Raw genomic sequence first — 26,135 nt, forward strand, 5'->3', positions numbered from 1 at the left:
GATCAGCGCAGGGTGTCGATGTCGATGACGAACCGGTACCGCACGTCCGAGGCGAGGACCCGTTCGTACGCGTCGTTGACTGCGTCGGCGCCGATGACCTCGACGTCGGGGGCGATGCCGCGCTCGGCGCAGAAGTCCAGCATCTCCTGCGTCTCGGCGATGCTGCCGATGCTGGAGCCGGCGAACGAGCGTCGGTTGCCGAACAGCGCGAAGACGGGCACCGGTAGTGGCTCGGGCGGGGCGCCCACGCTGACGAGCGTGCCGTCCAGACGCAGCAGGCCGAGGTAGCTGGCCATGTCGATGGGTGCGCTGACCGTGTTGATGATCAGGTCGAAGCTGTTCTTGAGCGCCTCGAACGTCGCCGGGTCCTTGGTGGCGTGGTAGTGCTCGGCTCCGAAGCGCAGGCCGTCGTCCTTCTTGCTCAGCGTCTGTGACAGCACGGTCACCTCAGCGCCCATCGCCGCGGCGATCTTGACAGCCATGTGGCCCAGACCACCGAGGCCCACCACGGCTACCTTCTTGCCGGGGCCAGCGTTCCAGTGCGCCAACGGAGAATAGGTGGTGATGCCCGCGCACAGCATCGGCGCGGCCGCCTCGTACGGGATGCTTTCCGGCACCCGCAGCACGAAGTCCTCGTTCACGACGATGTGGGTCGAGTACCCGCCCTGGGTGACGGTGCCGTCCCGGTCGACGCTCGCGTACGTCTGGGTGTTGCCCTTGAGGCAGTACTGCTCGTTTCCGGTGCGGCAGTTCTCGCACTCGCGACACGAGTTGACCATGCAGCCCACACCAGCGCGGTCGCCGACCGTGTGGCGGGTGACGTCGGTGCCGACCTCGGTGATCCGGCCGACGATCTCGTGGCCAACGGTGAGCGGGTAGGGAACGCTGCCCCAGTCGCCGCGCACGGTGTGGATGTCGGAGTGGCAGATGCCGGCGTAGCGGATTTCGATGAGAACATCGTGCGGGCCCAGGTCCCGCCGTTCGATCGTGGTACGCACGAGCGGTTCGGTGGCAGAAGGCGCGGCGATGGCGTTGACGGTGAAGATGATGTCCTCCGGTGACGTGATGCTGACCTACCTGCACCTCACCACAGGTGCGGCGGCGCTGCGAGTTTCTGCCAATGGGTGTACTGCCAGTACCCCTTACACAAGCGGGGCGCTGCTCCAGCCGATCAGGCCGGCAAGGAAGAGTCCGGTACGGCCCTGGAGTTCAGGGCGCGCTGTGAAGAAGGACACCGTTACCTGTTGTTGCGGCGCCCGCCGCCGTCTTTTCCGGGCGGGCGGGCCAGCACGACAAGGCCGATCATCGAGAGCGCCGCGCCGGCGACCATGAGCAGTGCCATCGGCACAGCGGTGTGCTCGCCGCCGAGCCCGGCGATCGGGGCGATGATCCCGGCAGCGACCCACTGGACGAACCCGAGAATCGCCGAACCGGTACCGGGATGCTCGGGCACCTCCGCGGAGGCGAGCGCGCCGCCGTTGGGGCCGATGAGGCCTTGGGCGCTCATCAGCACGAAGAAGCAGACCACCGCGAGCAGCATCGGTGTGCCGAGCCACAGCGCGCCGACGAGCATCGCCACACCCGCGGCGAGGGCCGCGACCTGCCCGACGAGAATGACCTTGCGGGTGGCGACCCGCCCGGCCAGCCGTGCGGCGATCAGCGCCGCCACCGTCATGCCGCCGGCATTGACGGCGAAGTCGACCGAGTACGCGATCGGCGACATTCCATTCATCGACTGCAACACGAACGCGGAGGTGGCGACATACGCAAAGAGGGCACCCATCGCTGAACCGCTGACCAGCAGGTATCCGACGTAACGGCGTCGAGCGAGGACCTGCCGCCCGGCAACGGCGAACGCCCGCAGGCCACCGCCGTGGCGGCGTTCGACCGGCAGCGACTCCGGCACGGCGAGCAGCACCGCCAGCGTCATCACCACACCCAGGGCCGCGACGACCCAGAACGACACCCGCCAGTGCGACATCTGCAGGATGATCGCGCCCAGCAGCGGACCGGCGATCGGGGCGACGCCGCCGACACCGGCGATCACGTTCAGCAGGCGGACCAGCCGCGCGCCGGTCGCCAGGTCGACGATAACCGCCCGGCCGATCACCATCGCCCAGCCGCCACTGAAGCCCTGCACGAGCCGGGCGACCATCATCACGCCGATGGACGGGGCGAGAGCACAGACGACGGAAGCGACGCTCATCAGCACGATCGCGGCGATCAGCGGCCGGCGCCGGCCGCGCTGGTCGGAGACCGGCCCGCCGATCAACTGGCCCAGCGCCATGCCGACGAAGAACGTGGTCAGGGTGAGCTGCACCTGCGTCGCGGACGCCGACAGGTCCCCGGCGACGCGGGGGAACGCTGGCACGTACATGTCGGTGGCCAGCGGGGCGATCGCGGTCAGGAGGATCACGGTCGCGACCAGGGCGGAGGTGATCCGGGCCTGGCGGCGTACCGGGTCGGGAACGACGCTGGCTTCGGTGGCGGACGTGAGCGGGGACATCTCGTCCATCCGGGTGGTTGATACCGCGGTCATGCATCAAGCAGATCTCGCAGGCTGCGCCCGAAAAAGGCCCTGACAATGGGTGTACCAGCAGTACATCGCACCTCCCCGCGGCCCGTCGTATCGTCGAGGTCGTGGACAACCGAGTCGAAGTACGCGAGTTCCTCACCACCCGCCGCGCCAAGATCACCCCGGAGCAGGCCGGGATCCCGACCTCCGGGCAGCGCCGGGTGCCAGGGCTACGGCGCAGTGAGGTCGCCGCGCTGGCCGGGATGAGCGTCGAGTACTACGCCAAACTCGAACGCGGTCAGCTGGCCGGCGTCTCCGCCAGCGTGCTGGACGCGATCGCCCGTGCGTTGCGACTCGACGACGCCGAACGGACTCACCTGCTCCGCCTCGCACAGGAGGCGAACGGCAGTAACGCGTTGCTGCGGCCGAGCCGCCGACCGAAGCAGTGGACGGCCCGGCCCAGCCTGCAATGGTCGCTCGACGCCATCACCACTCCGGCGATTCTGGTCAACAACCGGCAGGATCTGCTCGCCGCCAACCACCTCGGCCGAGCCATGTACAGCGACGTCTGCACCGACCCGGCGAACGTGCCCAACTTCGGCCGGTTCACCTTCCTCGACAGCGCCGCCCGCCGCTTCTACCCCGACTGGAACCTTGCCGCCGACATGACCGTCGCGAACCTGCGCACCGCAGCCGGCAAGGACCCACACGACAAGGGCCTACACGACCTGGTCGGCGAGTTGTCCACCCGCAGCGACGACTTCCGCCGCCGCTGGGGCGCCCACAACGTGCGCACCCACGGCACCGGCACCAAGAAGTTCCACCACCACGTCGTCGGCGAGCTCACCCTGGCGTACGAGAGCATGGACCTGCGCGCCGAGCCGGACCTCACCCTGACCATCTACGCCGCCGAGCCGGCCTCACCGACCGCCCAGGCGCTGGCTCTTCTCGCCTCCTGGGCCGCCACCGCCGTCGACAGCGACGAGTCGGTGCATCCGCTGTAACGGCCATCACATCGCGGGTGACCTTCTGCGGGGCATGTAGGCCTCGAGGTCGACATCGTCTTCGGCTGTCGCGGTGACCCTTTAGCTGACGGGTTACCAGGCGCGGAGCGGCCATTGCTGGACGCGCTTGTGGTCACTTGCGGTGGTGCCGTGGTCCGGCATCGAAGCTGTCGTGCTGTGGACGCAATATGCCGGCCGACCACAGTCCCGAACGTCGGCCTGCAGCGGCGGCCGGGTCCGCCGCCGCTGCCAGGCGCAAGGGCGCATGCTGCCCTCAGGCCGCGCCGCGAAGAAGCCGCGAAGACGGACGGGCGATCAGTTCCAGGGGTCGGCGTTCGGATTCTCGCCGAGCAGCCGCGCACTCTCCAGGCACAGGTCTTCGCCGAACAGTTGGTTGCCGTGGGAGTCGGTGCCCCACGCGTCGTCGGCGCAGGCAGCGATGGCCCGCCATGTATAGCCTTCAGCCCGCCATTGCCTCACTTGGCGCACGATGTCCGTGGTCAGGGTCAGCCCTCACGCCTCCAGCACGTGGCCAATCTACGCTGAGCGTCCTGACGTAGCCGCCGGTGCGTCCGGATCTGCCGCTGAACATGCGCGACCCCTGCCAGCTATAGATGGTCGCAGTATGGAGAGCAACGACGGCCAAGGGGAGTAGGGCTCTCTGCTCGGTGACCTCTTCGGCGTGCCCGAAGGAGTCGGCAACCCCCATCACGTGACTGGCTCTGTCGCCCGCTCATACCGATGAGCGCGCGCTCGCTGAGGGGCTGGACATGCCTCTGCAGTTAAGACGCCGTCTACCGACCGGAAATGATCCGTGGGTGCGTGGCTATCAAGAGCACGGGGCGCCTGCGATCATGGCGGGATGTTCGAACCCGGGTCGCGCTCCAAGCAGGTCAGCACCTTCATGCTGCCCGCGGACGAGGCAGCGTTCGACGAGGCTCTGGCGCCCGCGATCGCCGACCTCGGGCAGTGGGAGACCCACGACCAGCGGGCCCTGACCATCACGCTGCACGACTCATTGCCGACCGCGATGCGCCACGACCGCACACAGGCGTTCCTGCGGCTGTTGGGCCATGACGGCGGCACCGTGGGGCCTCTAATCCAGTACCTTCACACCTCCGTGGTGACCGCTGACGAGGCGGTGCTCGCCGCTACCGGCGGTCATTACCGGGCGACGACCGAGCGGCCCGAAGCGATGTCGCCGGGCCGGCTGGCGTTCAAGTGGTTCCCTGATGACGAAGCCGGCCGCGTGCGGCGGGACTTCCTCGTCCTTGCTGACCTAGCCTGGAAGGCATTGCAGGCGGTGACGTCGCCGCACGTCGAAACCGAAGCGGGTAAGCCCTTGCGGCGGTACCGGGTCGGGGCGGCAGCGAAGGCGTGGGCGCTCGATCGCCCAGGTCATCTTCTGCGCGACTATGCGTTGCGGCTGAGGATCCGCCCGGTCCACCGCGTCCCTGACGTCGCCGGTGCCGGCTGATCTGGCATGGACCGCGCCCCGGTACGTGGCCGTTGCGGGGTGTACGAGTTGGCATTCGCCGACGGCAGCGCTACGTGGGACAGGCTGTCGACGTGGTGGCACGGTTCTGCGCCCACCGCCGGACCTGGTCCGACGCTGTGGAGATCGCCCTGGGGATGCGGCACTGGCTGCTTGGCACCGTCTGTCTTCAGACCCCTGAGGTGATCGAACGGCTGGCGAGGCCGGGCTGACACCGGTCGCCGCCCGGCTGGCCCTTGTCGCACGCACCGCAGGTCGGCACCCCGCCGGTGACGAGCACCGGATCTCGCCCTCGATCGAGGCGCGGCTCGCCGAACTGCTCGATTCTTCCGGCGACATCGATCGAAGCCCGCTGGATGGCCCGCCGCCAGCGCCTATCGATGAGCCGGCGCAGGCACAGGACAGCGATGGGAAGTCATCCCCAAGTGACCCGCAGGAGCCGGAGCACATGGTGCCGGTGGAGACGTTCGTCTTCACCGGCCGGAAGCACCAATTCCATGGACCAGGCGTCAGCCGACGTACTCGGCGGGCCTCGCCTTCGGCAGGGTGGGCGCCGGTGCGAGCGTCACGGCGAGGACGACGGCGCTTTCGCTCCCGGCCCACGGCTGTGCTGTTGCCATTCCCGGCCGGGGATCCGGTCGGCGAGGTCGTCGACCCGGATCAAGGTGCGACCGTCGTTGACCGCCGGCGGCGAGACGCTCGGGCTGGGCGCACTAGGTTGCCTCGGGCAGGTGGAGCCTGCGGTCGATCAGCGCCCGCCCGGGCGGGTGACGTCGGCCGGCACCACCGCGACCTAACTGTTCCCGACGCGCCCGGCGGTGCCGGTGTACTGCCGCTGCTCCACCGGCCGGGAACGCACGTCATCCCAGCCGGCGTCGGCCTCCCACACCGCCGTCCGCATCAGACGCTCGACTGCTCGGGCTCCGCCACCGCCGGGGTGTCCGCTCTGTCCGGCCGGCCGCGGAGCGCGGGCAGCATCATCAGCGCGGCCACGACGCTCAGCGCGGTCAAGGCCCACCACAGTGCGGCCGGTGTCCGGCTCAGCAGCGAGGTGACCAGCAGCGGGGACAGCGCGGTGGCGCCCCCGACGAAGAGTTGGTTGAACGCCAGGTATGCGCCCTTCTCCGCATCCGGAGGCAGACCGGTGAGCATCAGCAGCGCCGCCTGGGAGACTGCGAGTTCACCCAGGGTGTAGCCCGCCATGCCGGCCACGAGCAGGCCGATCCGGAGCCACGGCGGCGTGTCGGCGGCCACCAGGAGCGCGGTGTAGAGGCCGACATACGCCATTCCGCCGAACGCGAGCACGGTCGCCGGCCGGAACCGGTCCAGTACCCGGCTCAGCGGGAGTTGAAGGACGGCAAGCATCGCCGTGTTGGTGGCGAAAAGCAGACCGACGGTCCACGACGGCATGGTGAGGTTGCGCAGGAGGAACACCGGCATTCCGGTCTCCACGGCCAGCGCGGCCGCCAGCAGCAGCGCGTTGGCCAGCGCCACCCGCATGAACGCGAGGTGACCCCAGGGGCGGGCGGGCCGGCTGCGTACCGGCCCGTCGGGCGGCACCACCGCAGTCGGCGTGCCACGGGCGACGAACCAGAGGCCGGCGGTCAGCGCCAGAGCGGTCGCGTACACCAGCCCGAGGACCACGAATCCCCGTGGTGAGTCCACGATGAACGTGCTGGCGATCAGGGCTCCCAACCCGATCCCCGCGTTGAAGACCACCCGGGACAGGGCGAGCCACTGCCCGGTCTCCCCCTTGGGGGCGAGCCGGTACGCCAGCAGGGGCGCGGCGGCGTTGTCCGCTCGGGTGGCGAGCGCGAGCAGGACGCTGAAGGCCGCGAGGGGCGCCAGTCCGGGGATCGACACGAAGCCGACGAAGCAGAGTGCCCGCAGGAGTGCGGTGCCGACCAGGACCGGCCGGGGACCGATCCGATCGACCAGCCGGCCCACGAAGATGAGCGTCGGCAGCACGACCAGCGCGGTGACGGTCAGCACGACGCCGACCGCGCGCAGTGGCTGGCCGGAGACCGCGGTGTAGAAGAGGAGGCTGAAGGGATAGAAGAAGCCCATGCCGAAGGCGTTGAGGAAGCCGGCCGTCCCGAAGAGCACCACCCCGGGACCACGAGGTAGGACCCGAGCGCGTGGCGCCGCCCCGCTCACGTTCCGGCCCGTCACAGGAAGAGCAGGTGGCCGCGCTGCTCGGTCGCCACGCAGCCGCGCGACCGCTTGGTGTCCACGCTGCCCAGCCCGTAGTAGAGGTTGCGGACCCCGGCCATGGCGGCCTCCTCGATGAGTCGGTAGTAGAGGATCTCGAAGTAGATCGGGGCTCCGCTGCGCCGCTGGTAGGCGTAGTCGTAGCCGGTCTGGCGGGCGTACCAGCTGTCACCGTGGCGCAGGATCAGCGCGAAGCCGCGCACCGCGCCCTCGGCCTGAGCGACCACCGCGAAGGCGTCGTCGCCGAAGCAGTCCCGCACCTGGTGCAGGATGGGCAGCAACTGGTCGGGGCGCAGGTCGATGTCGTACTTGGCGAGGAGTTCCGACTCCAGCTCGGCGAAGCGGGGCAGGTCGGCGCCGTCGAGGGATTCGACGGACACCCGCACGCCGGCCTCGCGGATGCGCCTGCGCTCGGCGCCGATCGACACCCGACGCTTGCGGGGCAGCCCGGCGAGGTAGCCGGGGAACCCGTCCGGCGGGACGCGTAGGGAGCTGTAGTGGCCTGAGGTGAACCGGCCGTAGCCGCGTTCGGTGAGTAGCTGCCCGAGCGCCTGCTCCTGCTCGTCGAGGTAGAGGAAGCACACGGTGCTGGCCCCGCCGTCGCGCGCGAGTGTCTCCGCGCCGGCGACAAGGGCCTCCAGATCGGCTGTGGTGGTCTGCGGCCCGGTCAGGATACGGGTGCCACCGACCTGGCGCCCGCCCGCGAGCAACGTCGGCATCAGCCGTCCGGTCGGGTCGTCGCCCAGCCCGGCCAGCAGCTCGGCCGCGCCGGGCAGCCCGGCCGTGACGCTGTTGCGCAGCACGACGTCGGGCCGGCCGAGAGCCCACGGCACGGCGGCGGTGGCCAGCGCCGTGGCGAGGGCGGCCACCGGTCGGCCTGCGTTCTCGGTCCAGAGGTACGCCATCGGCACGCCGGCGGTCGCCTCCACCACGTCGAGCCATCGGCAGGTGAGGAAGATGTCCGCCGGCCCGGCGAGCTCGTCCCACCGGTCGCGGGGCAGCTCGCTGGCCCGGTGTACGACGTGCACGTCGGTGGGGGGTTCGCGGCGCCCCGGATCGGTCCGCACCGATCCCACTTCCCGAGAATCGGGCCCGATTGCTGGTGGTCCGCTGTATGACATGTTTCTCCGATCGTCGGCAGCGGTAAATCCTAACCAGATAATCAACATGTGCAGGGTGACCTGCGTAGGACCGTGGAGTGATCCTGCGAGTTGCATATAGGGATTGACGGAGGTCGCGTGCAGCGATAGCTTGGTCGCACTGGATAGTTGTGCCTAACGGGGGCCTCGCCCAGTTGATCGCCAATCCCTGGCCGCATCGTAGCCGCCGGTTTCCGAATTCATCGCGAGGATGGTATCCGTGACTGCTGCCTTGTCCGTCGTCCGTACGGCCACCGATGTGATTGCTTCCGAACTGACCACTGAAACGTTGATTCAGCTGGCAGAACGCGAGATCGGCGCGATCCACGTACGCGGCTACTACCCGGCTGACATCGCCGCCGAGGTCGCCCAGAAAGCCATCGACCACCCGGCCCTCGGGCATTACCACAAGCAATACACCAGCAGCGTCGGTCGTGTCTACATGCCGCACATCGACACCAAGTGGGATCCCGAGCTGACCCGGAAATACCACGACGCCGCACTTCCGGCAATCGCCGACGTCAGGGGAATGTTCCACCCCCACCTGTCCCCGGTGGACCGGGTACGACTGGAGCTCCAGGAGCTGTGGCCGGCGGGCGCTAACCTGCTGCGCCTGCGCAAGCGCGCCTGTTTCGTCGGGGCGTTCCGGGTCTTCCAGCCCACCACCTCGGAGTTCTACCCGCACAACGACGCGATCGACCAGGAGACCGACGCCCCGGAGGTCCAGGGGGTGCTCAACCAGCTGGTCGCCAACATCTACCTTCAGGTGCCCGAGGAGGGCGGCAACCTCCAGCTCTGGCTCCGGGAGCCCACGGCGGAGGAGAAGGAGATCATTCTCGACGTGGAGGGGCTCGACCCGAAGACGGTGGAACGGCCTGTCCACGAGATCCACCCGTCCGCGGGCGACCTCATCATCTTCAGCCCCCGGATGCTGCACGCCGTGACCCCGGGCCACGGGAAGCACCGCGTCGGTGCCGCTGCCTTCATCGCCTCCAAGGGGCGGGAGGAGCCGCTCGTCTACTGGAGCTGACGGTGGCCTTTCCCGGTCACCGGTCCGCTCCCGTCGACAGCCCACCCCGAAGGATCGCAGCATGCTTCCGGCGCTGGTCCACGCGTGCGCACAGTCCCACCCAGATCGCACCGCCGTCGTCAGCGGGGCGCAACGCATGTCCTACGGCGAGCTGGACCGCGAGGTGTCGAAGCTCCGCCGGCGCCTGCACGGCGAGGGCATCGCCCGCGGACACCTCGTGGGTATCCACCTCGACCGTACCGCGCAATCGGTCGTGGCCCTGCTGGCCGTGCTCGGCTGCGGTGCGGCGTACACCGTCGTCGAGCCCACCGACCCGGTGGCCGAGGGGGTGGGCCGACTCGTCCAGGCCCGGCCCGACCTCGTCATCACCACCGCGCGTCATCCGGAGGTGTCCCGGCACGGGCTGCGGACCCTCGACGTCGCGGCCACCACACTGGCCGGTCCGCCCACGCCACCGACGGTGGTCGCCAGCGACGACCCGGCGTACGTGCTCTACACCTCGGGCTCGACCGGCGTGCCCAAAGGCGTGCTGGTCACCCACGACAACATCCGGCACTACACCGAGGCCCTGCGCGACCGGCTCCACATCACCGGACCGATGCGCTACGCCCACGTGACCACGCTCGCCGCCGACCTGGGCAACACCTGCCTCTTCCTGGCCCTGTGGACCGGTGGGACGCTGCACCTGGTCGACGACGAGACCCGCCGCGACCCCCAGGGACTCCACCAGTACCTGCGCCAGGAAGGCATCGACGTGGTCAAGACGACCCCGTCGCACTGGGACGCGGTCTTCCGGGCGGTTGGGGAGGCCGGCTCCAGCGGGCCGCTCCTGCGGTTGCTGATCCTCGGCGGCGAACTGCTCGACCTGCACCTGGCCCGGCGGATCCTCGCCTCGGGAATCACCCGCACCCTGGCCAACCACTACGGCCCCACCGAGACGACCGTCGGGGTCGCCGTACACACCCTGAACGACCCGGCCGACCTCGACGCCCTCGGCGACGTCGGCTCCGTGCCGATCGGCACCGCCCTCGGCTCGACCCGGCTGGTCGTGCGGGACGCGGAAGGACGGCTGCACGAGCGGAACGCCATCGGCGAGTTGTACGTGGCCGGCCCGACCGTCGCCCTCGGCTACCGGAACGACGCGACGGCCACCGCCGAGGCGTTCATCGACCGGCTCGGGGCGCACGGCCGCGCCTACCGGACCGGCGACCGGGTCCGCGTGGACGCGGACGGGGTGTTCGAGTTCCTCGGCCGGGGTGACCGGCAGGTCAAGATCCGGGGTTACCGGGTTGAGCTGGACCACGTCGAGAACGGACTGCGCCGCCTCCCGGCGTTGGCCGGTGCGGTCGTCGTCCACCGGCCGGCGCAACGGCCGGTCCTGGTCGCCGCAGTGCTCCCCGCACCCGGCGCGGGCCGCCCGGAACCGGCCGACCTGCGCCGGCGGCTGCGCGGGATCCTGCCGCACTACATGGTGCCCGACCGGATCGAACTCCTCACCACCTTTCCCCGCACCGACAACGGCAAAATCGACCATCGCGCCCTGCGGGAACTCGTCGAGGCAAGGATCGCCTCGCGGAGCGGACCGGCGCCGGTCGCCGACGACCCGGTCCTGGCCGACGTGGTCGCCGCCTGGCGCAGCGCCCTCGGACACGACGCGTTCGGCATCGACGACGATTTCGGCACCGTCGGCGGTAGCTCGATCGACGCCATCGGGGTGATCGCGAACCTTCAGGTCCAGGGCTATCCCGTCACCACCGCGGCGTTTCTGGCCGCGCCGACCGTGACGGCCCTCGCCAACCGGTTGCGCGTCGGGGAGACCGACGCGGGCCCCGCCGGCCCGACCACCCCGCCGGACGACGGCACCGCCCTCTCCCCGGCCCAGGCCTGGTTCTTCGGCCAGGACTTCCGGCAGCCCGACCACTGGAGTCAGGCCCTGCTGCTGGAGGTCGCCGACGACGTACGAGTACCGGAACTGACCGCGGCGGTGCGCGACGTGGTCGACCTGCACCCGATGCTGCGCACGGCGTTCGTGGCGGCGCGTGGCGAGTCCGGCGTCCCCCGCCGGGAGGTACGGCCGGTGCAGGACGTCCTCACCACCTCACCGCTGCCCGCCGAGGAGCGGGCCGCCGCCCGGCACGTCCGCGACGTGGCGGGCGCCCGACAGAGCGAGATCAGCGTCCCGGCGGGACGACTGTTCACGGCCCACCTGTTCCAGCGGGCGGGTGAGGCGCACCTGCTGCTGATCGGCCACCACCTCGCCGTCGACGCGGTGTCCTGGCGGATCCTCGTCCACGACCTGACCCGCTGCTACCAGGAGCGGCGGCAGGGCCGACAGCCCGGCCGCCCGCACCGGCAGGCGGACTTCGGCGCGTGGGCCGCCCACCTGCACCGGCACGCCGGTGAGCTGCGCGCGGACCTCGGCCACTGGGCGGATCTCACCCGTTTCCCCGCACTGCCATCCGGGGCCGCCGGGCACAACCGGGAGGCGCACGCCCAGGCGGTGTGGTTCGGGTTGTCCCGCAGCGAGACGACGGCCCTGGCCGCGGCCGGGCCCCCGCAGGCGGTCCTGCTGGCCGCGTTCGGGCAGGCGCTCGGTGAGCTGCGCGGCGTCGAGGAGCTGGTGGTCGACGTGGAGAGCCACGGCCGGGTGACCTTCGAGGACTCAGTGGACGTCTCCCGGGTGGTCGGCTGGTTCACCTCCACCTTCCCGCTGCGGGTCCCGGTCACCACCGGGGGCCTCCCGGCGACCATCGCAGCCACCTCTGCCGGGCTGGACGGCGTACCCCGGCTCGGCGTGGCCTACGGGCTGCACAGGCAGCCCCGCCGGGCGGAACTCTGTTACAACTACCTCGGTTCCTTCGCGCTGCCCCGCTCCGGGGACCTGCGACCCCGCGTCTCCCGGCACAGCGTCGGTCCGGTGCGCGGCCCGGACAACGACCGCGTCTACCCACTCAAACTCACCGCCCGGCTGCACGACGGCCAGCTGATCGTCGACCTGTCCTTCACCGCCGAACTGCACGACCCCGAGCAGATGCGGGCGGTCTGTCGGGCCACCCGGGCGCACCTGCTGCGCGCCGCCGGGTCCGGGCCCGGGGCGGGACGCCTGGTCATGGAGCACGGCTCCAGTACCGGACTGCTGCTCCAGGTGCCGCACGAGCTGCGCGACCTGACCCCAACGCGAACCGACGCCGTCCGGGAGTACAGCTCCGTCCTGCTGACCGGGGCCACCGGCTTTATCGGCGTGCACCTGCTGCACCTGCTGCTGACCCGGACCGGGAGCCGGGTGCACTGCCTGGTCCGCGCGCACGCCGGTGCTCCGGCCGTGGACCGGCTGCGCGACGCGTACGCGTGGTACCTGCCCGGCGAGCGGCTCGACCGGTATGCCGACCGGCTGGTCGTGCACACCGCGGATCTCGCGGCGCCCGGGCTGGGCCTGGACGAGCGGACGTACGAGGGGCTCGCCCGGGAGGCGGAGGCGATCTACCATCTGGCCGCCGACACCCGGCTCTTCGGCGACCGGGACTCCTTCGCCCGGCAGAACATCGCGGCGGTACGCGCGATGGTCCGGCTGGCCGGCGCCGGACGGGCCAAGGACCTGCACCACGTGTCCACGCTCGCGGTCTGCGGGACCGGACCGGACGGGCCGCCGGTGGCCTTCTCCGAGGAGAGCCTCGATGTCGGCCAGCGGTTCCTCAACGAGTACGAGCGCAGCAAGTACGCGGCGGAACGGGTCGTCCACGAGTTCGTCGCGGCAGGTGGCCGGGCGTTCGTCTACCGCTGCGGCAACGTCAGCGGGCACTCCCGGTCCGGCCGGTTCCAGCGCAACGCCGGATCCAGCCGGCTGGTGCAGCTGCTCCGGGGCTGCGCGCACCTGCGCCGCGTGCCGAGCCTCGGCCCGGACACGCTGACCCTCAGCCCGGTGGACGTGGTGGCCGAGGGGATCCTGGCGATCTCGCGCAGCGCCGCTGTCGACGGGGGCACCTTCCACGTCGACAGCCGGCACACCATGACGTACCAGGAGGTGTTCGACGCGCTGCGGGCCGTCGGCTGCGTCCTGGAGCAGGACCCGGCGCCCACCTTCGCGGACCTGTTCGGCCGGTACGTCGAGGCCGGCGACGAACGCACCTCGCTGGCGTACTTCTGGGCCAGCCGGGCCGAGCGCAACGTTCGGTACGAACGGTCCCGCACCCTGCGCACACTCGCCGGACTCGGCGTGGAGTTCCCCGCGCCCACCCGGGACTGGCTGATCGCATACCTGACCCGACTGGTCGATCAGGGAGAGATACCTGTGGTGAAGCAAGCAGGGGTGGGACGTGACTGAGCAGCGCGTGGCGGTGGTCAGCGGGGCGTCGTCGGGCATCGGACGTGCGGTCGCCGCGCACTTCGTCCGGCGGGGTATCCGGGTGGTCGCCGCCGGCCGGAACGTCGACGAGCTGGCCAAGCTCGTCGACGAGTTGTCCGGGGAGCCCGGCGAGGTCCGGACGGTCTGCGCCGACGTGACCGAGCCGGACCACCCGGAGCGGCTGCTGGCCGCTGCCGAGGACTGGGGACCGGTGAGCATCGTCGTGCTGTCGGCCGGGCAAGGCCTGCCGGGCACCGTGCTCGGCTCCGACCCGGACCGGTGGCGGGAACTGGTCGAGGTCAACTACCTCGCCGTGCTGCACCAGCTCCGCGCGAGCGGGGCGTACCTCCGGGCGCGGGCGGAGGCCGACGGCGGCCGTCAGGTACGAGACATCGTCGTCATCGGCTCCACCGTCGGACGGCAGGTCTCCGCGGCCAACCCGGTGTACGGCTCGACGAAGTTCGCGGTGCACTCGCTGGTCGAGGCGCTACGTCAGGAGGTGTGTGTCCACAACGTCCGGGTCAGCCTGATCGAACCGGGCTTCGTGCGCTCCGGCTTCCAGGAGGCGGCCGGGTACGACATGACCTGGTTCGAAAAGGTCATCCAGGAGAACGGGCCACTGCTGACCCCGGACGACGTCGCCGAGACCGTCGGCTTCGTCGTCGACCGCCCCGCCCACGTCCACCTCGACGACATCCGGCTCCGCCCCACCCGACAGCGCGTGTGAGTACCGTCCGTCGGTAGGCCGAGGAGAAGGAGTCGCTGGTGGAAGGTTTCGTCGAGAGCCTGTTCTCGCTCAACGGGCGCCGGGCGGTCGTGACCGGAGGAAGTTCCGGTATCGGCAGGTCCATCGCGGACGCGCTCTGCCGGGCCGGCGCGCACGTGGTGCTCGTGGCCCGCCGACCCGAGCAGCTGCGTGAGGCGACGGAGGCGCTGCGGGCCACCGGCGGGTCGGCCGACTGGCTCAGCGCCGACCTCGGCGACCGCGCCGAGCTGCACCGGGTCGCCGACGAGCTGATCGACCGCCACGGCGACCCGGACATCCTGGTCAGCTCCGCCGGCGTCAACCTCCGGCCGCACTTGGACGAACTCTCCGAGAGCGACTGGGACCTCACCATGCGGATCAACCTCGACGCGCCGTTCGTGCTCGGGCAGCGGTTCGGCCCCAGGATGGCTGCCAACGGCTGGGGCCGGATCATCAACATCGCCTCCCAGCAGGCGATCCGGGCCTTCGGCAACAGCGGGGCGTACGGCGTGTCGAAGGCGGCCCTCGCCGCACTCACCCGGTCCCAGGCGGAGGCGTGGTCCGCGCGGGGGGTGTGCGCAAACGTGATTGCGCCGGGCTTCGTGCACACCCCGCTGACCGAGCCGGTGTTCCGCGATCCGGAGCGCGCCGAGGCCATGGCCCGGCGCACGATGATCGGCCGCAACGGCGAGCTGGCCGACTTCACCGGTGTCGCGGTGTTCCTGGCCAGTGGCGCCTCCGCCTACCTGACCGGTCAGACGATCTTCGTCGACGGCGGCTTCTCGTCGACCTGAGCCCGCTCACCGTCCGCCCGCACGTCCTCGAACTGGGGGGTCCGTTGTCGCACCAGAGGCCGGTCGTCGTACTGGTCGACGCCTACACGTCGGGCAAGTACCTGCTGCCCGAGTTCACCGCGCTGGGCGCCGACGTGGTACACGTGCAGAGCACGACGGAGCTCATGTCCTCCATGCCGGAACCCGATCTGTCCGGCTACGCGGCGCGGATCCTGCACGAGGACCTGGCGAAGACCGTCGAGCAGCTGCTGCCGTACGCACCGGTGCGGGTGCTCGCCGGTCAGGAGCCCGGGGTGCTGCTGGCCGACGCGCTGTCCGGGGCGCTGGGACTGCCGATGAACGACGGCGGCCTGTCCGAGGCGCGGCGCGACAAGTACCGGATGACCGAGGCGCTGCAGGCGGCCGGGTTGCACTGCCCCGCCCAGCTCAGCAGCGGTGACGTCGAGCAGCTGGTCGGCTGGGCGCGCGACCGCGGCTTCCCGGTGGTGGTGAAGCCGCGGCGGTCAGCCGCCGGGGACGGCGTCCACATCTGCGCCGGCGAGGCGGAGGTGCGGGCGGCGGCGGCGGCGGTGCTCGGCTCGGAGACGATCTACGGCGAGGCCAACCCGGAGGCCCTGGTCCAGTCGTACCTGTCAGGCACCGAGTACGTCGTGGACATGGTCTCCCACGAGGGCCGCCGGTACGTCTGCGGCGTGTGGGAGTACCGCAAGCGGCTCCTGCCGTCGGGCCGGAACATCTACGACCGGGAGAGCCTGCTCGCTTCGGACGAGGCGCCGGCGCCCGAGCTGACGGCCTACGTGGACCGGGCGCTGGACGCCCTGGGCGTACGCTTCGGTCCCACCCACGCCGAGGTGATCGTGACGCCGGAGGGCCCCGCGCTGGTCGAGGTGGGCTGCCGGATCGCCGGCAACATGCACCCCGGCTTCCACGACCTGTGCGCCGGGGCCAACCAGGCCACGCTGACCGCGCTGGCGGTGCTGCGCCCGGAGCAGTTCCTCGACCGCCATGCCGACCGCCAGTACGCCAAGCGGTCCGAGGCCGTCTGCTGCACCACCGCCACCGAGCTCGACGGCACCGTGGACCGGGTGGACGAGCGGGTCGCCGCGGAGATCGCCGCCCTGGACACCGTGTACCGGTTCGACCTGAAGATCGCTCCCGGCGGGCGCATCCGGCCCACCGTCGACCTTTACTCGAGCACGATGCGGATCTTCATGAGCGCCGCGAGCATGGCCGACATCGACCGCGACTACCAACGGATCGACCAGCTCAAGGAGCAGGTCTACCGGCTCCGGGTAGCGGAGGGTGCGCGATGAGTGTGGTCGTCGTCCCCGTCGTACCGGCCTCCGCCATCCGGCCCGCCGACATCGCCCGGGCCGCCACCGCCTGCGGGTACGCCCCGACCTTCGTCACCTCCGCCGGATCGATGGAGCCGGCCGAGCAGGAGGAGTACGCCCGGTTCGGCCCGGTGCTGGAGTGCGACCCGGAGCGCCCGTCCGAGGCGGTACCCGCGCTGCGTGGCCACGCCCCCACCGCAATCGTCACCTTCAGCGAGGGGATGGTGCCGACGACCGGCGAGCTGGCCGTGGGGCTCGGCCTGCCGTACCACGACCGGGACACTGTCGCGGCGCTCACCGACAAGTGGACGCAGCGCTGGCGGCTCGCCGAGCACGGCGTGGACACGGTCTGGTCGGTGGCGGTGACCAGCCGGGAAGCGGCGCTGGAGGTGCTGGCGAGCCGGCCCGGACCGGTGGTGGTCAAGCCTCGACGGAGCCAGAGCAGCCGCGACACCTACCTGGTCGAGGCCGCCGCCGCGCTGCCCGCCGAGGTCCGGCCGAGCGCGCAGCGCCCGTTCGTGCTGGAGGAGTTCCTGACCGGCCGGGACGAGGGGGACTTCGGCGACTACGTCTCGGTGGAGTCCGTCGTCGTCGACGGCGAACCGGTCACGCTGGGGGTGACCGGCAAGTTCCCCCTCCTGCCACCGTTCCGGGAACAGGGTCAGTTCCTCCCCTCCCACCTGCCGCAGGACGAACTGGACCGGGCCGCCCGGCTGGCGTCCGCCGCGCTCCGGGCCCTGGGCGTACGCCGAGGACTCGCCCACACCGAACTGAAACTGACCCCCGACGGGCCGAGGCTCATCGAGGTCAACGGCCGGATCGGCGGTTTTCTGGGTGACCTGTACCAGCGGGGCACGGGGCAGGACCTGCTCACCCTCGGGATGGCAGCGAGCTGCGGACTGCCGGTGACGCCGCGCGCCGCGCCGACGGCCGGCGGGGTGCACTTCCAGTACTCGAACCTGCCTCCGACGTGCGGCGGGGTGCTGCGCGAGGTCGCCGGGGTCGAGAAGGTCCGACAGGAGACGGGGGTCGTCGGTTACGCGACCCGGATCGCAGCCGGCGCCGAACTGGCTCCCGGGGTGATGACCTTCTTCATGGACCTGCTGCGCGGCGACGCGACGGACCATGCCTCGATGCTGGCCACCATCGACCGCTGCCTGGCCCACCTCCAGTTCTCGTTCGAGCAGGCCGACGGCACGGTCAGCCACTGGCGGGCCGGCCGGGACGGCCTGCACCGGACGACCGATGGCAGGTAATCCGCCACCAGGAAGGGTGAGCTCATGATGAAGGGTTCGGTCAGCGTCAACAGCCCGAGGATCCGGGCCGTCACGAACTGGGTCTTCCTGCGTGCCGCCGGCGGCGCCCAGCGGCCGCGGATCATGTCTCCGGAACAGTTCTTCCCCGAGGCCCGCCGGCTGGAGGCGAGATTCCCGGCGTTGAAGGCCGAGGTGGAGGAGTTGCTGCTGCGCCGGGAAATCCCCCGCTACGGCACCTTCGACCCGGTCCGCGCCGCCCAGGTGTCGGAGGACTGGAAGCTGTACTACGCGTACATGTTCGGCCAGCCCAACGAGCTGGCCCGAACGGAACTGCCCACGCTGCTGGAGTTCGCCGAGTCCACGCCCAACGTCGTCAACGCCTTTGTCTCGATCCTCGAACCGGGGGTGCCGCTGCCGTCGCACCGGGACCCCTACGCGGGCGTGCTCCGCTACCACCTGGGCATCCGCGTCCCGACGGTGAAGCCGCCGCGGATCCGGCTGGAGGACGAGTACTACACCTGGAAGGAGGGCGAGGGCGTGGTGCTCGACGTCAACCACGAGCACGAGGTGACCAACGAGAGCGACCAGTCGCGGATCATCGTCATCGTCGACTTCCACCGCCCGCTGGGGTTTCTCGCCGGTCTGCTCAACCGGTACATGCTTCGCAAGAAGCGGAAGTGGGCGCCCCAGTTCGTGGAGGCGTCCCGGTATGACGTGATGCACGCCGCCTGAGCGGCCCGGTGGGCCGCACCCTGACCATCCTCGCCGCCACGCAGCCCGACCCCGACCCGGAGATCATCGCGCTGACCGTCGCCGAGATCCGCCGCACTTAACGACCAAGGCCGTGGCCAGTGGAATGCTGGTCACGGCCTTGATTCCTTTCACTTGGTGAAGCGATCTTCGAAGATGTCGGAGAGTAGTCCATCGTCGATGTATCGTCTGCGTCCGGATTCGTGCGATGCTGTGCTGAGCAGTGCGTTTTGCCGCGCTGCTACAACCAGCAAGGGGACCAGTAGCAGATGTTGCGCGTGGTCGTCTTGCCGGTCGAGGGCCGATTGACGCCGAAGGAGGTGGAGTGCTCTCCGTCCGTGGAGCAGCCCCACTTGAACACGACGTTCATGCCCGAGGTCGGAACGCTGTTGAAGTTGAAGTAGTACGGCCGCGTCATGCCGCTTCCGCTTAGGCTCGCCCAGCCTTGCTCACCGTTGGACGCCTCGACCCAGGCCCACTGCACGGTGTTCGTGATCGCGTAATTGCAGCCCACTTTACCGTTGAGTGTTACGGCCGGTTCCCAGGCCCAGGCAGATGCGGGTGCGGGCCTTGCGGTGACGGTACCGAGGGCGACTGCCAGCGCGACTCCTCATCCGCCACCGCGGGGTGGGCTTCCTGGTGTCGTCGGACCATGCCTGCCATTGCTCAACCCAAGCGTCGAAAGCACGCACAATCCGCCCCGGCGGTGCCTCGTGCCTGTCATCGCCGCTCAGCCGAGCGTCCAACAGGCGCGGCGCAGAACCAGCGAACCTGCCCACGGGGTCCATGTCGATCCACTCGTGCAGCAACTCCGGCGGCGTCGGCTCCGTCGGTGGCCGAGACGGACGCAGCCGTATGATCACATCATCGGCAGGGCTAGCCATCCACTGAACGCCCTGCGGTAGGGCATCGAGCCAGATGACGGGATCAGGCGCGTCCGGGTCTTCCAGAATGTCGCACACTGGGTCCCGCTCGACTGCGGCCGTCACCTCAGCGAGAAACTCGACCAACTTCGTCGTCTTCTCGATCGCATCCTGACTGAGAGTCACGCTCGCATGCACCCCCTGTTAGTTGACAGGCAACGTCACAGACGGCGCTGCCTACAACCAAGATCACAAGGGTGCTGCCGTGCGTGCAGCATGAGTGAACGGTCCGGGCAGGGGCGCGGCCCAAATCGGGCACCCGTCGCCACCTCGCCTCTGCGGTGTTGTCGGGCGCGCCGCGATAGTCTGCAACGGATGAAACCGTCGGTTCGAAGGTGAGGCTTGCCCGATGGGTACCAGCTACGAACCGATGAGTCTGGCCAGGTTGGCTACTCATCTGGTGTCCGCGGACACCGACCAGACTCGCTGGAAGCTCGTATGGGAGTTTCTGGAGGAGTACCGCTGGGAACCCGCCGAGACCAGGGCCGACCTGTTGAGGGATGAGCCCGGGCTAACCGGGGACCCGCGGTGGGACGCGCTGCTTGCCGCGCTCGCGGAGCACCTGCTGGCTCAGGCGGATCTTGCTCCGCCCGCATGGGTCGACGCACGTGTGCTGCGCCGGGCATGGTTCCCGGCCGAACTGGCCATCCACCGGGCCGACGCCCTGGCGTGGGCCCCGGCTGCGTTCCGTAAGCACGGTGTGTACCTCTCCGTTCACGACCTGGCTGCGGCGTGAGCGGATCAGACGGCGTCCTCATGGGGCGCGCGGAACTCGAACGCGCGTTCGCTCACCTGGGCGACCGGCTTGTCCGCCGCGGAGTCGTCGCTGACATCTTTATTGTGGGTGGTGCCGCGATGGCGCTCGCCTACGACGCGAAGCGGGTGACCAGGGACGTCGACGCGATGTTCGTTCCGCACGGAGTCGTCCTTGATGAGGCGCGTGCAGTGGCCGACGAACTGGGGCTACCGCCGTGGTGGCTCAACGAGCAGGCCAGCGTTTATGTCTCCGGCAAGGACGACCCGGGCAAGCGACGAGTCTTCGACCACCCTGGCCTGCGCGTGATGGCCGCCTCGCCGGAGCACATCTTCGCGATGAAAGCGCTCGCGGCGCGAACCCGCGACGTGGACGACCTTCGCGCCCTGGCGGCGCTGGCCAAGGTAACGACGGTGGACGACGCTATACGTCTGTGCGCCGACTTCTACCCTGACGAAGCGATCTCGCCACGAGGAATGGGAGTTATCCGCGAACTTTTCGGATGATTCGGATCCCCCGCGCAGCGCGGCGGTCAACGTGATCACTTCCGATGGCTCAGGCCTCTAAGCAGGATCCTCACCTGTTCGCCGAAAGCGCGTGAAACGTGACCGTAAAGCGCGGCGCTTGCTCAGAATCCTATCTGCGGTTGTTCGCCTCGGACATGGAACAGTTGGTGCCGTCGGGGGAGAGGTGCTTCGGGAATCTGCCGTTCCTGTTCAGCGTCAGGGACGTGCGACGGCAGGATGGACAGATCTGACGGCTGCGTGGACGCCTGCCTGTCTTGAGACGTGACGATCCGCAGTGTGACGAGTCGTTCCCGAGCCATTGCATTCCTTCTGGGCGCCGTAGCTGAACAAGCCGTACGTCTCTTCACCGTAATGTTTCGGCAGAGTCTTGATCTTCGTCAGCTTCAGACGCAGACAGCAGACGTCACGGTGAGCCAAGGGTGGCGACCTCCCGTGTCGGACGCTCTCGGCACCGATCGGCGTCCAGACGGGATTTGCCACTGCATTCGCTGTAACGCTTCAGGGCTGATGCGCGGGGGAGCCATGAGCGGATGCTGCCCGAGGCCCGATCGAGGTCCCCTCTACTCAGGGACAACGCATGTTGAGTCATGCACGGAAAGTATCGATCAGAGTGCGTAGGGTCAAGTGGAGTGATGCTCTGCGCGAAGCAGGTGCGGGGTGGCCTCGAGGCCTGCCCCGGCCTGGTATGCCAGCCTGCTCGTCAGGGCTTATGCCGTCACCATGACTGTCTACCCCAGCTCCGACACTGCGGCGGTCCGGCGACTCATCCGGATCCAGACCCTCGCCCTGGCGGTGCGAGCGCAGATCTGCGCGTTGCGGGAACACCTCGTTGCATCGCGTTGGTCGGCGCTGGATGCTCTGGCGCTGCGCGCGGTTGTGGTGAATTTCAGAGTTCGACGAAGGCGGTGAACCTGGTGCGCTCGCTACCGAAGAACGCGAGCGGCACGGGTTGCCGTCAACGCCGGTCGACTGAAACTCACCAGGACCCCTGCGGTGGGGCTCAAGCTTGAGGCCTGCGCGTTTATTTCGGTCAGTCGGTAACCGGGCCAGCTGGCTGGCAAGATTGGTCCATACGCGGCCCGACTTCGATTCATGCTCACGCCCGGTAAGGAGCGCGCGAGGTTGAGCCAACCCTGAACGTGCCGTAATTTATGAGCATGTGCACCCGAGATGGAGCACCGATGATACGTACAAGAGTTCGAATCTCGGACACATTATTTCCACACGAACTGTGATGGTTGTTCGTGTTTTGCGTGATCCCCGTCCCGTTGGGCGGGGATTTTTGCTGTCGTGGCGAGGAAGCTCCCCGCCGGGGTGAGCGGGTAGGTCACGGTCTCGGCTTCGATAGTCCATGCGTGGTGGTCGCACACAATGATCATGTTGTTGGTGCGTAAGTAGGCGGCCAGCTCTTCCGGGTCGGGGCTGCGCAGTGCGGGATAACGGGGGCGGTCGCGGCATTCTTTGATGCGTTGCCGTTGGCCACGTGGACGTGCTGGTCCACGTCCACCTCCGTGCGGCTTAAGCCCGGCGCAGGGCGAGGCCGGCTTGGTAGATGCCGGGCACGTCGCGCAGCCGGGCGGACACAAAGTCGGTGACGCTGACCAGCATCGGGCCGGCGGTAGCGGTGGCCGGTCCGGGCGTCCAACGCGTTCTCAGCACGGTCGAACCCATGACGGGGAGCGGCCCAGCAGGCCAAGGAGCCGCTGAAAGGCGGGGGCGTCGGCGGGGACCTGGACCTGAGTGTTGAATGCGGCGCCGGAGCTGCGGGTGCTCGGTGTGTCCGGCTACCTGGAGGCGATCGCGTACGCACTGGTCGCCTGCTCCTCGGTGACCAGCGTTGGGTGGGCTATCTGCCGGGAGATGACCCGCGGGCGGTGCTCCAGCGCTGGATCTCAGGGTGCATGGTGATGGTGCCGTCAGGCTCGATGTCGGTGTGGTCGGTGCGTTGCCGGTTCCAGACCTGCCGGCGCTGATCGCGCGGGGCAGGTCACTGCGGCCGGTGATCGTGGCGCTGGCCGCCTGGGGAACTGGCAGCTGGCACCGCAGGAGCAGTGCACCCGGGCTCTGGTGCGTGCCGGTCCAGCCGCGGGAAGCCAGTCAGCCGACGAGGCGGCCGGGGCTGTGGTCTTGCTCGCGCAAAAAACTGCCGCTCCATGTCGCTCAGGGCGGTCAGCTCAGCGGCGGACGCAGCCGTTCGTCGTCGAAAACGATCTCGATCAGCGGGCTGTGCTTGAGCCAGTCCTCCAAGCGCTGGCGCTGGGTGACGCGCATGCGCAAACCGGGCTCGTCCTGCAGGGCGACCACCGCAGACAGTACGCGATGGCGCACTGCGGGATCCTTGACCGGAACTGCCGTGGCCGGCAGTTCCGCCTGGATGCCGTTCTTGAGGTGGAAGGTGAAGTGCGGGTGCGCCGACAGGTTGGCGTGCCACCTTCGGGGCACCGGCATCCCGCTGAGGTACCAGCGGCCGTCGACATGGTGGAACCAGATCTCGATGCGCCTCGGACGACCGGTGCGCCGGCCCAGGGTGGTGATGTCGATGGTGCGTGCCTCGCGCGGCGAGCCCGGGCCGATGGCCAGAGCGCGCCGGACCGCGCCCACGTTGTAGCTTCTGTCCGCGGCTTCGGTCATGGTCGGCTGCCTCACTCGTGCCTCACGGAAATGGCTCTTGGGGCAAGTCAACCGTCACACCGGGAGGGCTGCTAGGGGCATCCTGGCGGATCCTTGCACGATCCTGCCCGCGCGTAGGCACAGCAGGGTGACGAGCCGGGCAGTCACGCGAAGGCCAACGCGCCCCTGGGCGCCGGACAGTGGCGGGGGCGCGGCTGACACAGCCCAGGCCTGTCCATCCAAGAGAATTGGGCAAGAGGCGAAGAGGATCATTCTTTTCGCGGGCCCGGCACAGCGGTCTCCTGGAAGGGACACACTCCCACGGATTCCGACGAATCCTCAGGCCCCAGGAGGCACACCATGAAGGTAGCCGTCGTCACCGGTGCAAGCTCCGGCATCGGCCAGAGCGCCGCCCTGCAGATCGCCCGGCGCGGTGCCGGCGTCATCCTGACCTACAGCTCCAACGAACAGGGCGCCAAGGACACCGTCGCGCGGATCGAGCAGCAGGGCGGCACGGCCGTGGCGCTGCACCTGGATCTCGGCGATATGGCAGGCTTCACGATCTTCCGCGAGACCGTTGCCGAGGTGCTGCGTGAGACCTTCCGGCGGCACTCCTTCGACCACCTGGTCAACAACGCCGGATTCGCCGGCATGGCGATGATCGAGGACACCCGCGAGGAGGAATTCGACCGACTCACGAATGGCCTGTTCAAGGGGCCCTTCTTCCTCACCCAGGCACTGCTGCCGCTCCTCGCCGACGGCGGCGCCATCGTCAACCTGACCAGCAACTCCACGCTGCCTCAGGTGACCGCGCCGGGATACTCCGTCTACGCGGCTCTCAAGGGTGCCGTGGCGGTGCTCACCCGCTACATGGCCAAGGAGTTCGGTCCCCGCGGCATCCGCGTGAATTCGGTCGCACCGGGAGCGACCGTAACCCGCTTCGCCGACGACGCGTTCAGCAAGAACCCGGAGATCATCCCGGAGCTGGCGAAGACCTTCACTCTCGGCCGCGTCGGCGAGCCCGACGACATCGGCATGGTCATCGCCATGTTGGTCTCCGAGGAAGGCCGGTGGATCACCGCCCAGGACATCGAAGTTTCCGGAGGCCAGAACCTCTGAACTACTCCTGCTTGGGCTGTGAACTGTGCGCCAAGCCAAGTCCCTTCCGTCCAGACACGCCGCCCACGGTTCACTCCGCGACGGGCCAAGACAGCCGCCCACAGGCTGCCCTGCCTGGTGGGCACCCCTGCGGAGTCCATGAATGTGTGCCCAATCCTGCCCGGCCAGCGAGCCCGTGGAGAGGTTCGTGCAAAAATGGATCCATGTCTGCCCTTGGCGAAATGCGTGAGCTTCTTGACCGGCATGCGCGGCCCGACATGAGCACGGCGATCGACGGCATCCAGGTATGCAGATTCACCCAGCCCAGCGCTTCGGCGACTGGGATGTCCGGGACTGTGCTCGCAGTCATCGCCCAGGGCGGCAAACGCCTAGCCCTGGGCGAGCGCCTCCACGAGTATGGGCCCGGCGAGTACCTGATCGCCTCTGCCGATCTCCCCGTCACCGGCCACGTCCTGGACACCGGGCAGCCCACCCTCGGATTCGGCATGACTCTCGCTCCCGCAGCCCTTGCTGAACTCCTGCTGGAAGCCGACCCCCGAGACCTGCCGGCCACCCCACGTACGGCATCACCCGGCATTGCCGTCTCCATGGCCCCGCCTGCACTACTGGACGCCATCGTGCGCCTGCTGCGGCTGCTGGAGCAGCCTGCCGACCGCAAGATCCTCGCTCCCATGGTCAAGCGGGAAATCCTCTGGCATCTCCTGCGCGGCGAGCAGGGAGTCGCCATCCGCCAGCTCGGTCTCGCCGACAGCGGACTGGCCCACATCAACCGCGCCGTGCGTCAGATCCGGGAGAACTACGCCACCGCCCTCCGCGTGGAGAGCCTGGCGAAAATCGCCGGCATGAGCGTCTCCGCGTTCCACCGCAACTTTCAGACCGTCACAGGGATGAGCCCCATCCAGTTCCAAAAACGCGTCCGTCTGCAAGAAGCACGGCTCCTGCTCGCCAGCCGCCCCTCAGACATCACCGGTGTGGGCCTCAGCGTCGGTTACGCCAGCCCCTCCCAGTTCAGCCGTGAATACCGCCGCATGTTCGGCACACCGCCCAGCAAGGACACCCAACTCCACACTCCGCCAGCTGAACTCGTCACTGCGCTGCCTTGAGCTTGACCCTGTCGGGGTCTTGGTGTTTCCCGGTGCGGCAGCATGATCAGCGGACATGCTCGGGCGGAGATTACACCCAGGTGGCGGTCGAGCCGGTTCCGCCGTCGGTGGGTCGGCGCGGCGGGGATCGGCCGGCGGGCCGGATCGATTTCGGGTACGGGCGCAGCGATGTGTCGTCGTTACCTCGGGCCGCGTGGCTGCGTTCGGTGCGGACGGTCCTGATGACCACGCCGAACGAGCGCTTCGCCTACCTCGACGGGCGTGGCGTACCCGAACTGCATGCGGCTCTGAGCGACTACCTCAGCCGGGTCCGCGGCATATCGGCCCGTCCGGAGAACGTCGTGATCTGCAGTGGCTACGGTCAGGCATCGCGCTGGTACTCCAGGTGCTCGCGGCGCGCGGCGCCCGCAGGTTGGCCGTCAGCCCGGCCCACAGACTGACACCGGCCGTGGGGGCGGTGTCAGTCTGCGACGCCGGCTCCCAG

Annotated in this window: 21 protein-coding genes and 1 pseudogene; 13 read left to right on the forward strand and 9 right to left on the reverse strand. The window is 69.3% G+C overall.

From position 1 onward, the window contains the following. Window positions 1-2 precede the first annotated feature (2 nt). Together ACLQ3B_RS04980 and ACLQ3B_RS04985 are read right to left on the reverse strand one after the other, a co-directional pair. A complete protein-coding gene (locus ACLQ3B_RS04980) occupies window positions 3-1,046 on the reverse strand; it encodes an NAD(P)-dependent alcohol dehydrogenase (RefSeq protein WP_425778057.1) in 1,044 nt (347 codons plus the stop codon). Between the two features lie 191 nt (window positions 1,047-1,237). Next, window positions 1,238-2,539 (reverse strand): multidrug effflux MFS transporter, encoded by a 1,302-nt coding sequence (locus tag ACLQ3B_RS04985; RefSeq protein ID WP_425777713.1) that lies wholly within the window; start codon window positions 2,537-2,539, stop codon window positions 1,238-1,240. A 101-nt stretch (window positions 2,540-2,640) separates the two neighbouring features. Here ACLQ3B_RS04985 and ACLQ3B_RS04990 point away from each other — a divergent pair, with 101 nt between their 5' ends. Next, complete coding sequence (locus ACLQ3B_RS04990) at window positions 2,641-3,519, forward strand: helix-turn-helix transcriptional regulator (RefSeq protein WP_425777715.1); 879 nt, start codon at window positions 2,641-2,643, stop codon at window positions 3,517-3,519. Window positions 3,520-3,834: 315 nt separating this feature from the next. Here the strand turns inward: ACLQ3B_RS04990 and ACLQ3B_RS04995 are convergent, their stop codons facing one another. After that, window positions 3,835-3,999: a hypothetical protein gene (locus ACLQ3B_RS04995; protein WP_007462388.1), complete on the reverse strand. Its 165-nt coding sequence runs from the start codon at window positions 3,997-3,999 to the stop codon at window positions 3,835-3,837. Between the two features lie 382 nt (window positions 4,000-4,381). Between ACLQ3B_RS04995 and ACLQ3B_RS05000 the strand changes: the two genes are divergently transcribed. Continuing rightward, window positions 4,382-4,996 (forward strand): hypothetical protein, encoded by a 615-nt coding sequence (locus ACLQ3B_RS05000; RefSeq protein WP_425777717.1) that lies wholly within the window; start codon window positions 4,382-4,384, stop codon window positions 4,994-4,996. Window positions 4,997-5,594: 598 nt separating this feature from the next. Here ACLQ3B_RS05000 and ACLQ3B_RS05005 read toward each other — a convergent pair. The 3 genes and pseudogenes from ACLQ3B_RS05005 to ACLQ3B_RS05015 form a co-directional block, all read right to left on the reverse strand. After that, window positions 5,595-6,032: pseudogene (locus ACLQ3B_RS05005) on the reverse strand (hypothetical protein); the annotation flags it as partial. Beyond that, window positions 5,915-7,123, reverse strand: coding sequence for an MFS transporter (locus tag ACLQ3B_RS05010; RefSeq protein ID WP_425777719.1), 1,209 nt, complete (start codon window positions 7,121-7,123; stop codon window positions 5,915-5,917). The pseudogene ACLQ3B_RS05005 and the gene ACLQ3B_RS05010, both read right to left, overlap by 118 nt. A 59-nt stretch (window positions 7,124-7,182) precedes the next feature. Beyond that, window positions 7,183-8,292, reverse strand: coding sequence for a GNAT family N-acetyltransferase (locus ACLQ3B_RS05015; RefSeq protein ID WP_425777721.1), 1,110 nt, complete (start codon window positions 8,290-8,292; stop codon window positions 7,183-7,185). Between the two features lie 292 nt (window positions 8,293-8,584). On the opposite strand from ACLQ3B_RS05015, the gene ACLQ3B_RS05020 reads away from it, so the two are divergent. From ACLQ3B_RS05020 to ACLQ3B_RS05050, 7 genes are all read left to right on the forward strand, one after another. Further along, window positions 8,585-9,394 (forward strand): 2OG-Fe(II) oxygenase, encoded by an 810-nt coding sequence (locus ACLQ3B_RS05020; protein WP_425777723.1) that lies wholly within the window; start codon window positions 8,585-8,587, stop codon window positions 9,392-9,394. Between the two features lie 61 nt (window positions 9,395-9,455). After that, window positions 9,456-13,715, forward strand: a complete 4,260-nt coding sequence (locus tag ACLQ3B_RS05025; RefSeq protein WP_425777725.1) for an amino acid adenylation domain-containing protein — start codon at window positions 9,456-9,458, stop codon at window positions 13,713-13,715. Beyond that, a complete protein-coding gene (locus tag ACLQ3B_RS05030; RefSeq protein WP_425777727.1) occupies window positions 13,708-14,463 on the forward strand; it encodes an SDR family oxidoreductase in 756 nt (251 codons plus the stop codon). Before ACLQ3B_RS05025 ends, ACLQ3B_RS05030 begins: the two co-directional genes overlap by 8 nt. A gap of 38 nt (window positions 14,464-14,501) precedes the next feature. After that, complete coding sequence (locus ACLQ3B_RS05035; RefSeq protein ID WP_425777729.1) at window positions 14,502-15,275, forward strand: SDR family NAD(P)-dependent oxidoreductase; 774 nt, start codon at window positions 14,502-14,504, stop codon at window positions 15,273-15,275. Between the two features lie 44 nt (window positions 15,276-15,319). Next, window positions 15,320-16,588, forward strand: coding sequence for an ATP-grasp domain-containing protein (locus ACLQ3B_RS05040; protein ID WP_425777731.1), 1,269 nt, complete (start codon window positions 15,320-15,322; stop codon window positions 16,586-16,588). After that, window positions 16,585-17,865, forward strand: coding sequence for an ATP-grasp domain-containing protein (locus tag ACLQ3B_RS05045; protein ID WP_425777733.1), 1,281 nt, complete (start codon window positions 16,585-16,587; stop codon window positions 17,863-17,865). The genes ACLQ3B_RS05040 and ACLQ3B_RS05045 overlap by 4 nt, the downstream gene beginning before the upstream one ends. 24 nt (window positions 17,866-17,889) lie before the next feature. Continuing rightward, entirely contained in the window at window positions 17,890-18,597 is a 708-nt protein-coding gene (locus ACLQ3B_RS05050; RefSeq protein ID WP_425777735.1) for an aspartyl/asparaginyl beta-hydroxylase domain-containing protein, read from the forward strand. 259 nt (window positions 18,598-18,856) lie between these two features. Here ACLQ3B_RS05050 and ACLQ3B_RS05055 read toward each other — a convergent pair whose 3' ends face one another. Beyond that, entirely contained in the window at window positions 18,857-19,033 is a 177-nt protein-coding gene (locus ACLQ3B_RS05055) for a hypothetical protein (RefSeq protein ID WP_425777737.1), read from the reverse strand. A gap of 854 nt (window positions 19,034-19,887) precedes the next feature. Here ACLQ3B_RS05055 and ACLQ3B_RS05060 point away from each other — a divergent pair. Both ACLQ3B_RS05060 and ACLQ3B_RS05065 read left to right on the forward strand, forming a co-directional pair. Continuing rightward, window positions 19,888-20,274, forward strand: a complete 387-nt coding sequence (locus ACLQ3B_RS05060; RefSeq protein ID WP_425777739.1) for a hypothetical protein — start codon at window positions 19,888-19,890, stop codon at window positions 20,272-20,274. Continuing rightward, complete coding sequence (locus ACLQ3B_RS05065) at window positions 20,271-20,798, forward strand: DUF6036 family nucleotidyltransferase (RefSeq protein ID WP_425777741.1); 528 nt, start codon at window positions 20,271-20,273, stop codon at window positions 20,796-20,798. The genes ACLQ3B_RS05060 and ACLQ3B_RS05065 overlap by 4 nt, the downstream gene beginning before the upstream one ends. A gap of 1,539 nt (window positions 20,799-22,337) precedes the next feature. On the opposite strand, the gene ACLQ3B_RS05070 is transcribed toward ACLQ3B_RS05065, so the two are convergent. After that, window positions 22,338-22,478: a hypothetical protein gene (locus ACLQ3B_RS05070; protein ID WP_425777743.1), complete on the reverse strand. Its 141-nt coding sequence runs from the start codon at window positions 22,476-22,478 to the stop codon at window positions 22,338-22,340. 510 nt (window positions 22,479-22,988) lie between these two features. After that, window positions 22,989-23,450: a nitroreductase/quinone reductase family protein gene (locus ACLQ3B_RS05075; protein WP_425777745.1), complete on the reverse strand. Its 462-nt coding sequence runs from the start codon at window positions 23,448-23,450 to the stop codon at window positions 22,989-22,991. A gap of 339 nt (window positions 23,451-23,789) precedes the next feature. On the opposite strand from ACLQ3B_RS05075, the gene ACLQ3B_RS05080 reads away from it, so the two are divergent. Together ACLQ3B_RS05080 and ACLQ3B_RS05085 are read left to right on the forward strand one after the other, a co-directional pair. After that, window positions 23,790-24,548, forward strand: coding sequence for an SDR family NAD(P)-dependent oxidoreductase (locus tag ACLQ3B_RS05080; protein ID WP_425777747.1), 759 nt, complete (start codon window positions 23,790-23,792; stop codon window positions 24,546-24,548). A 203-nt stretch (window positions 24,549-24,751) separates the two neighbouring features. After that, window positions 24,752-25,651, forward strand: a complete 900-nt coding sequence (locus tag ACLQ3B_RS05085) for an AraC family transcriptional regulator (RefSeq protein ID WP_425777749.1) — start codon at window positions 24,752-24,754, stop codon at window positions 25,649-25,651. Window positions 25,652-26,135: the final 484 nt, after the last annotated feature.

The sequence above is a fragment of the Micromonospora sp. DT53 genome (assembly GCF_049841535.1).
In the GTDB taxonomy this organism is placed as follows: domain Bacteria; phylum Actinomycetota; class Actinomycetes; order Mycobacteriales; family Micromonosporaceae; genus Micromonospora.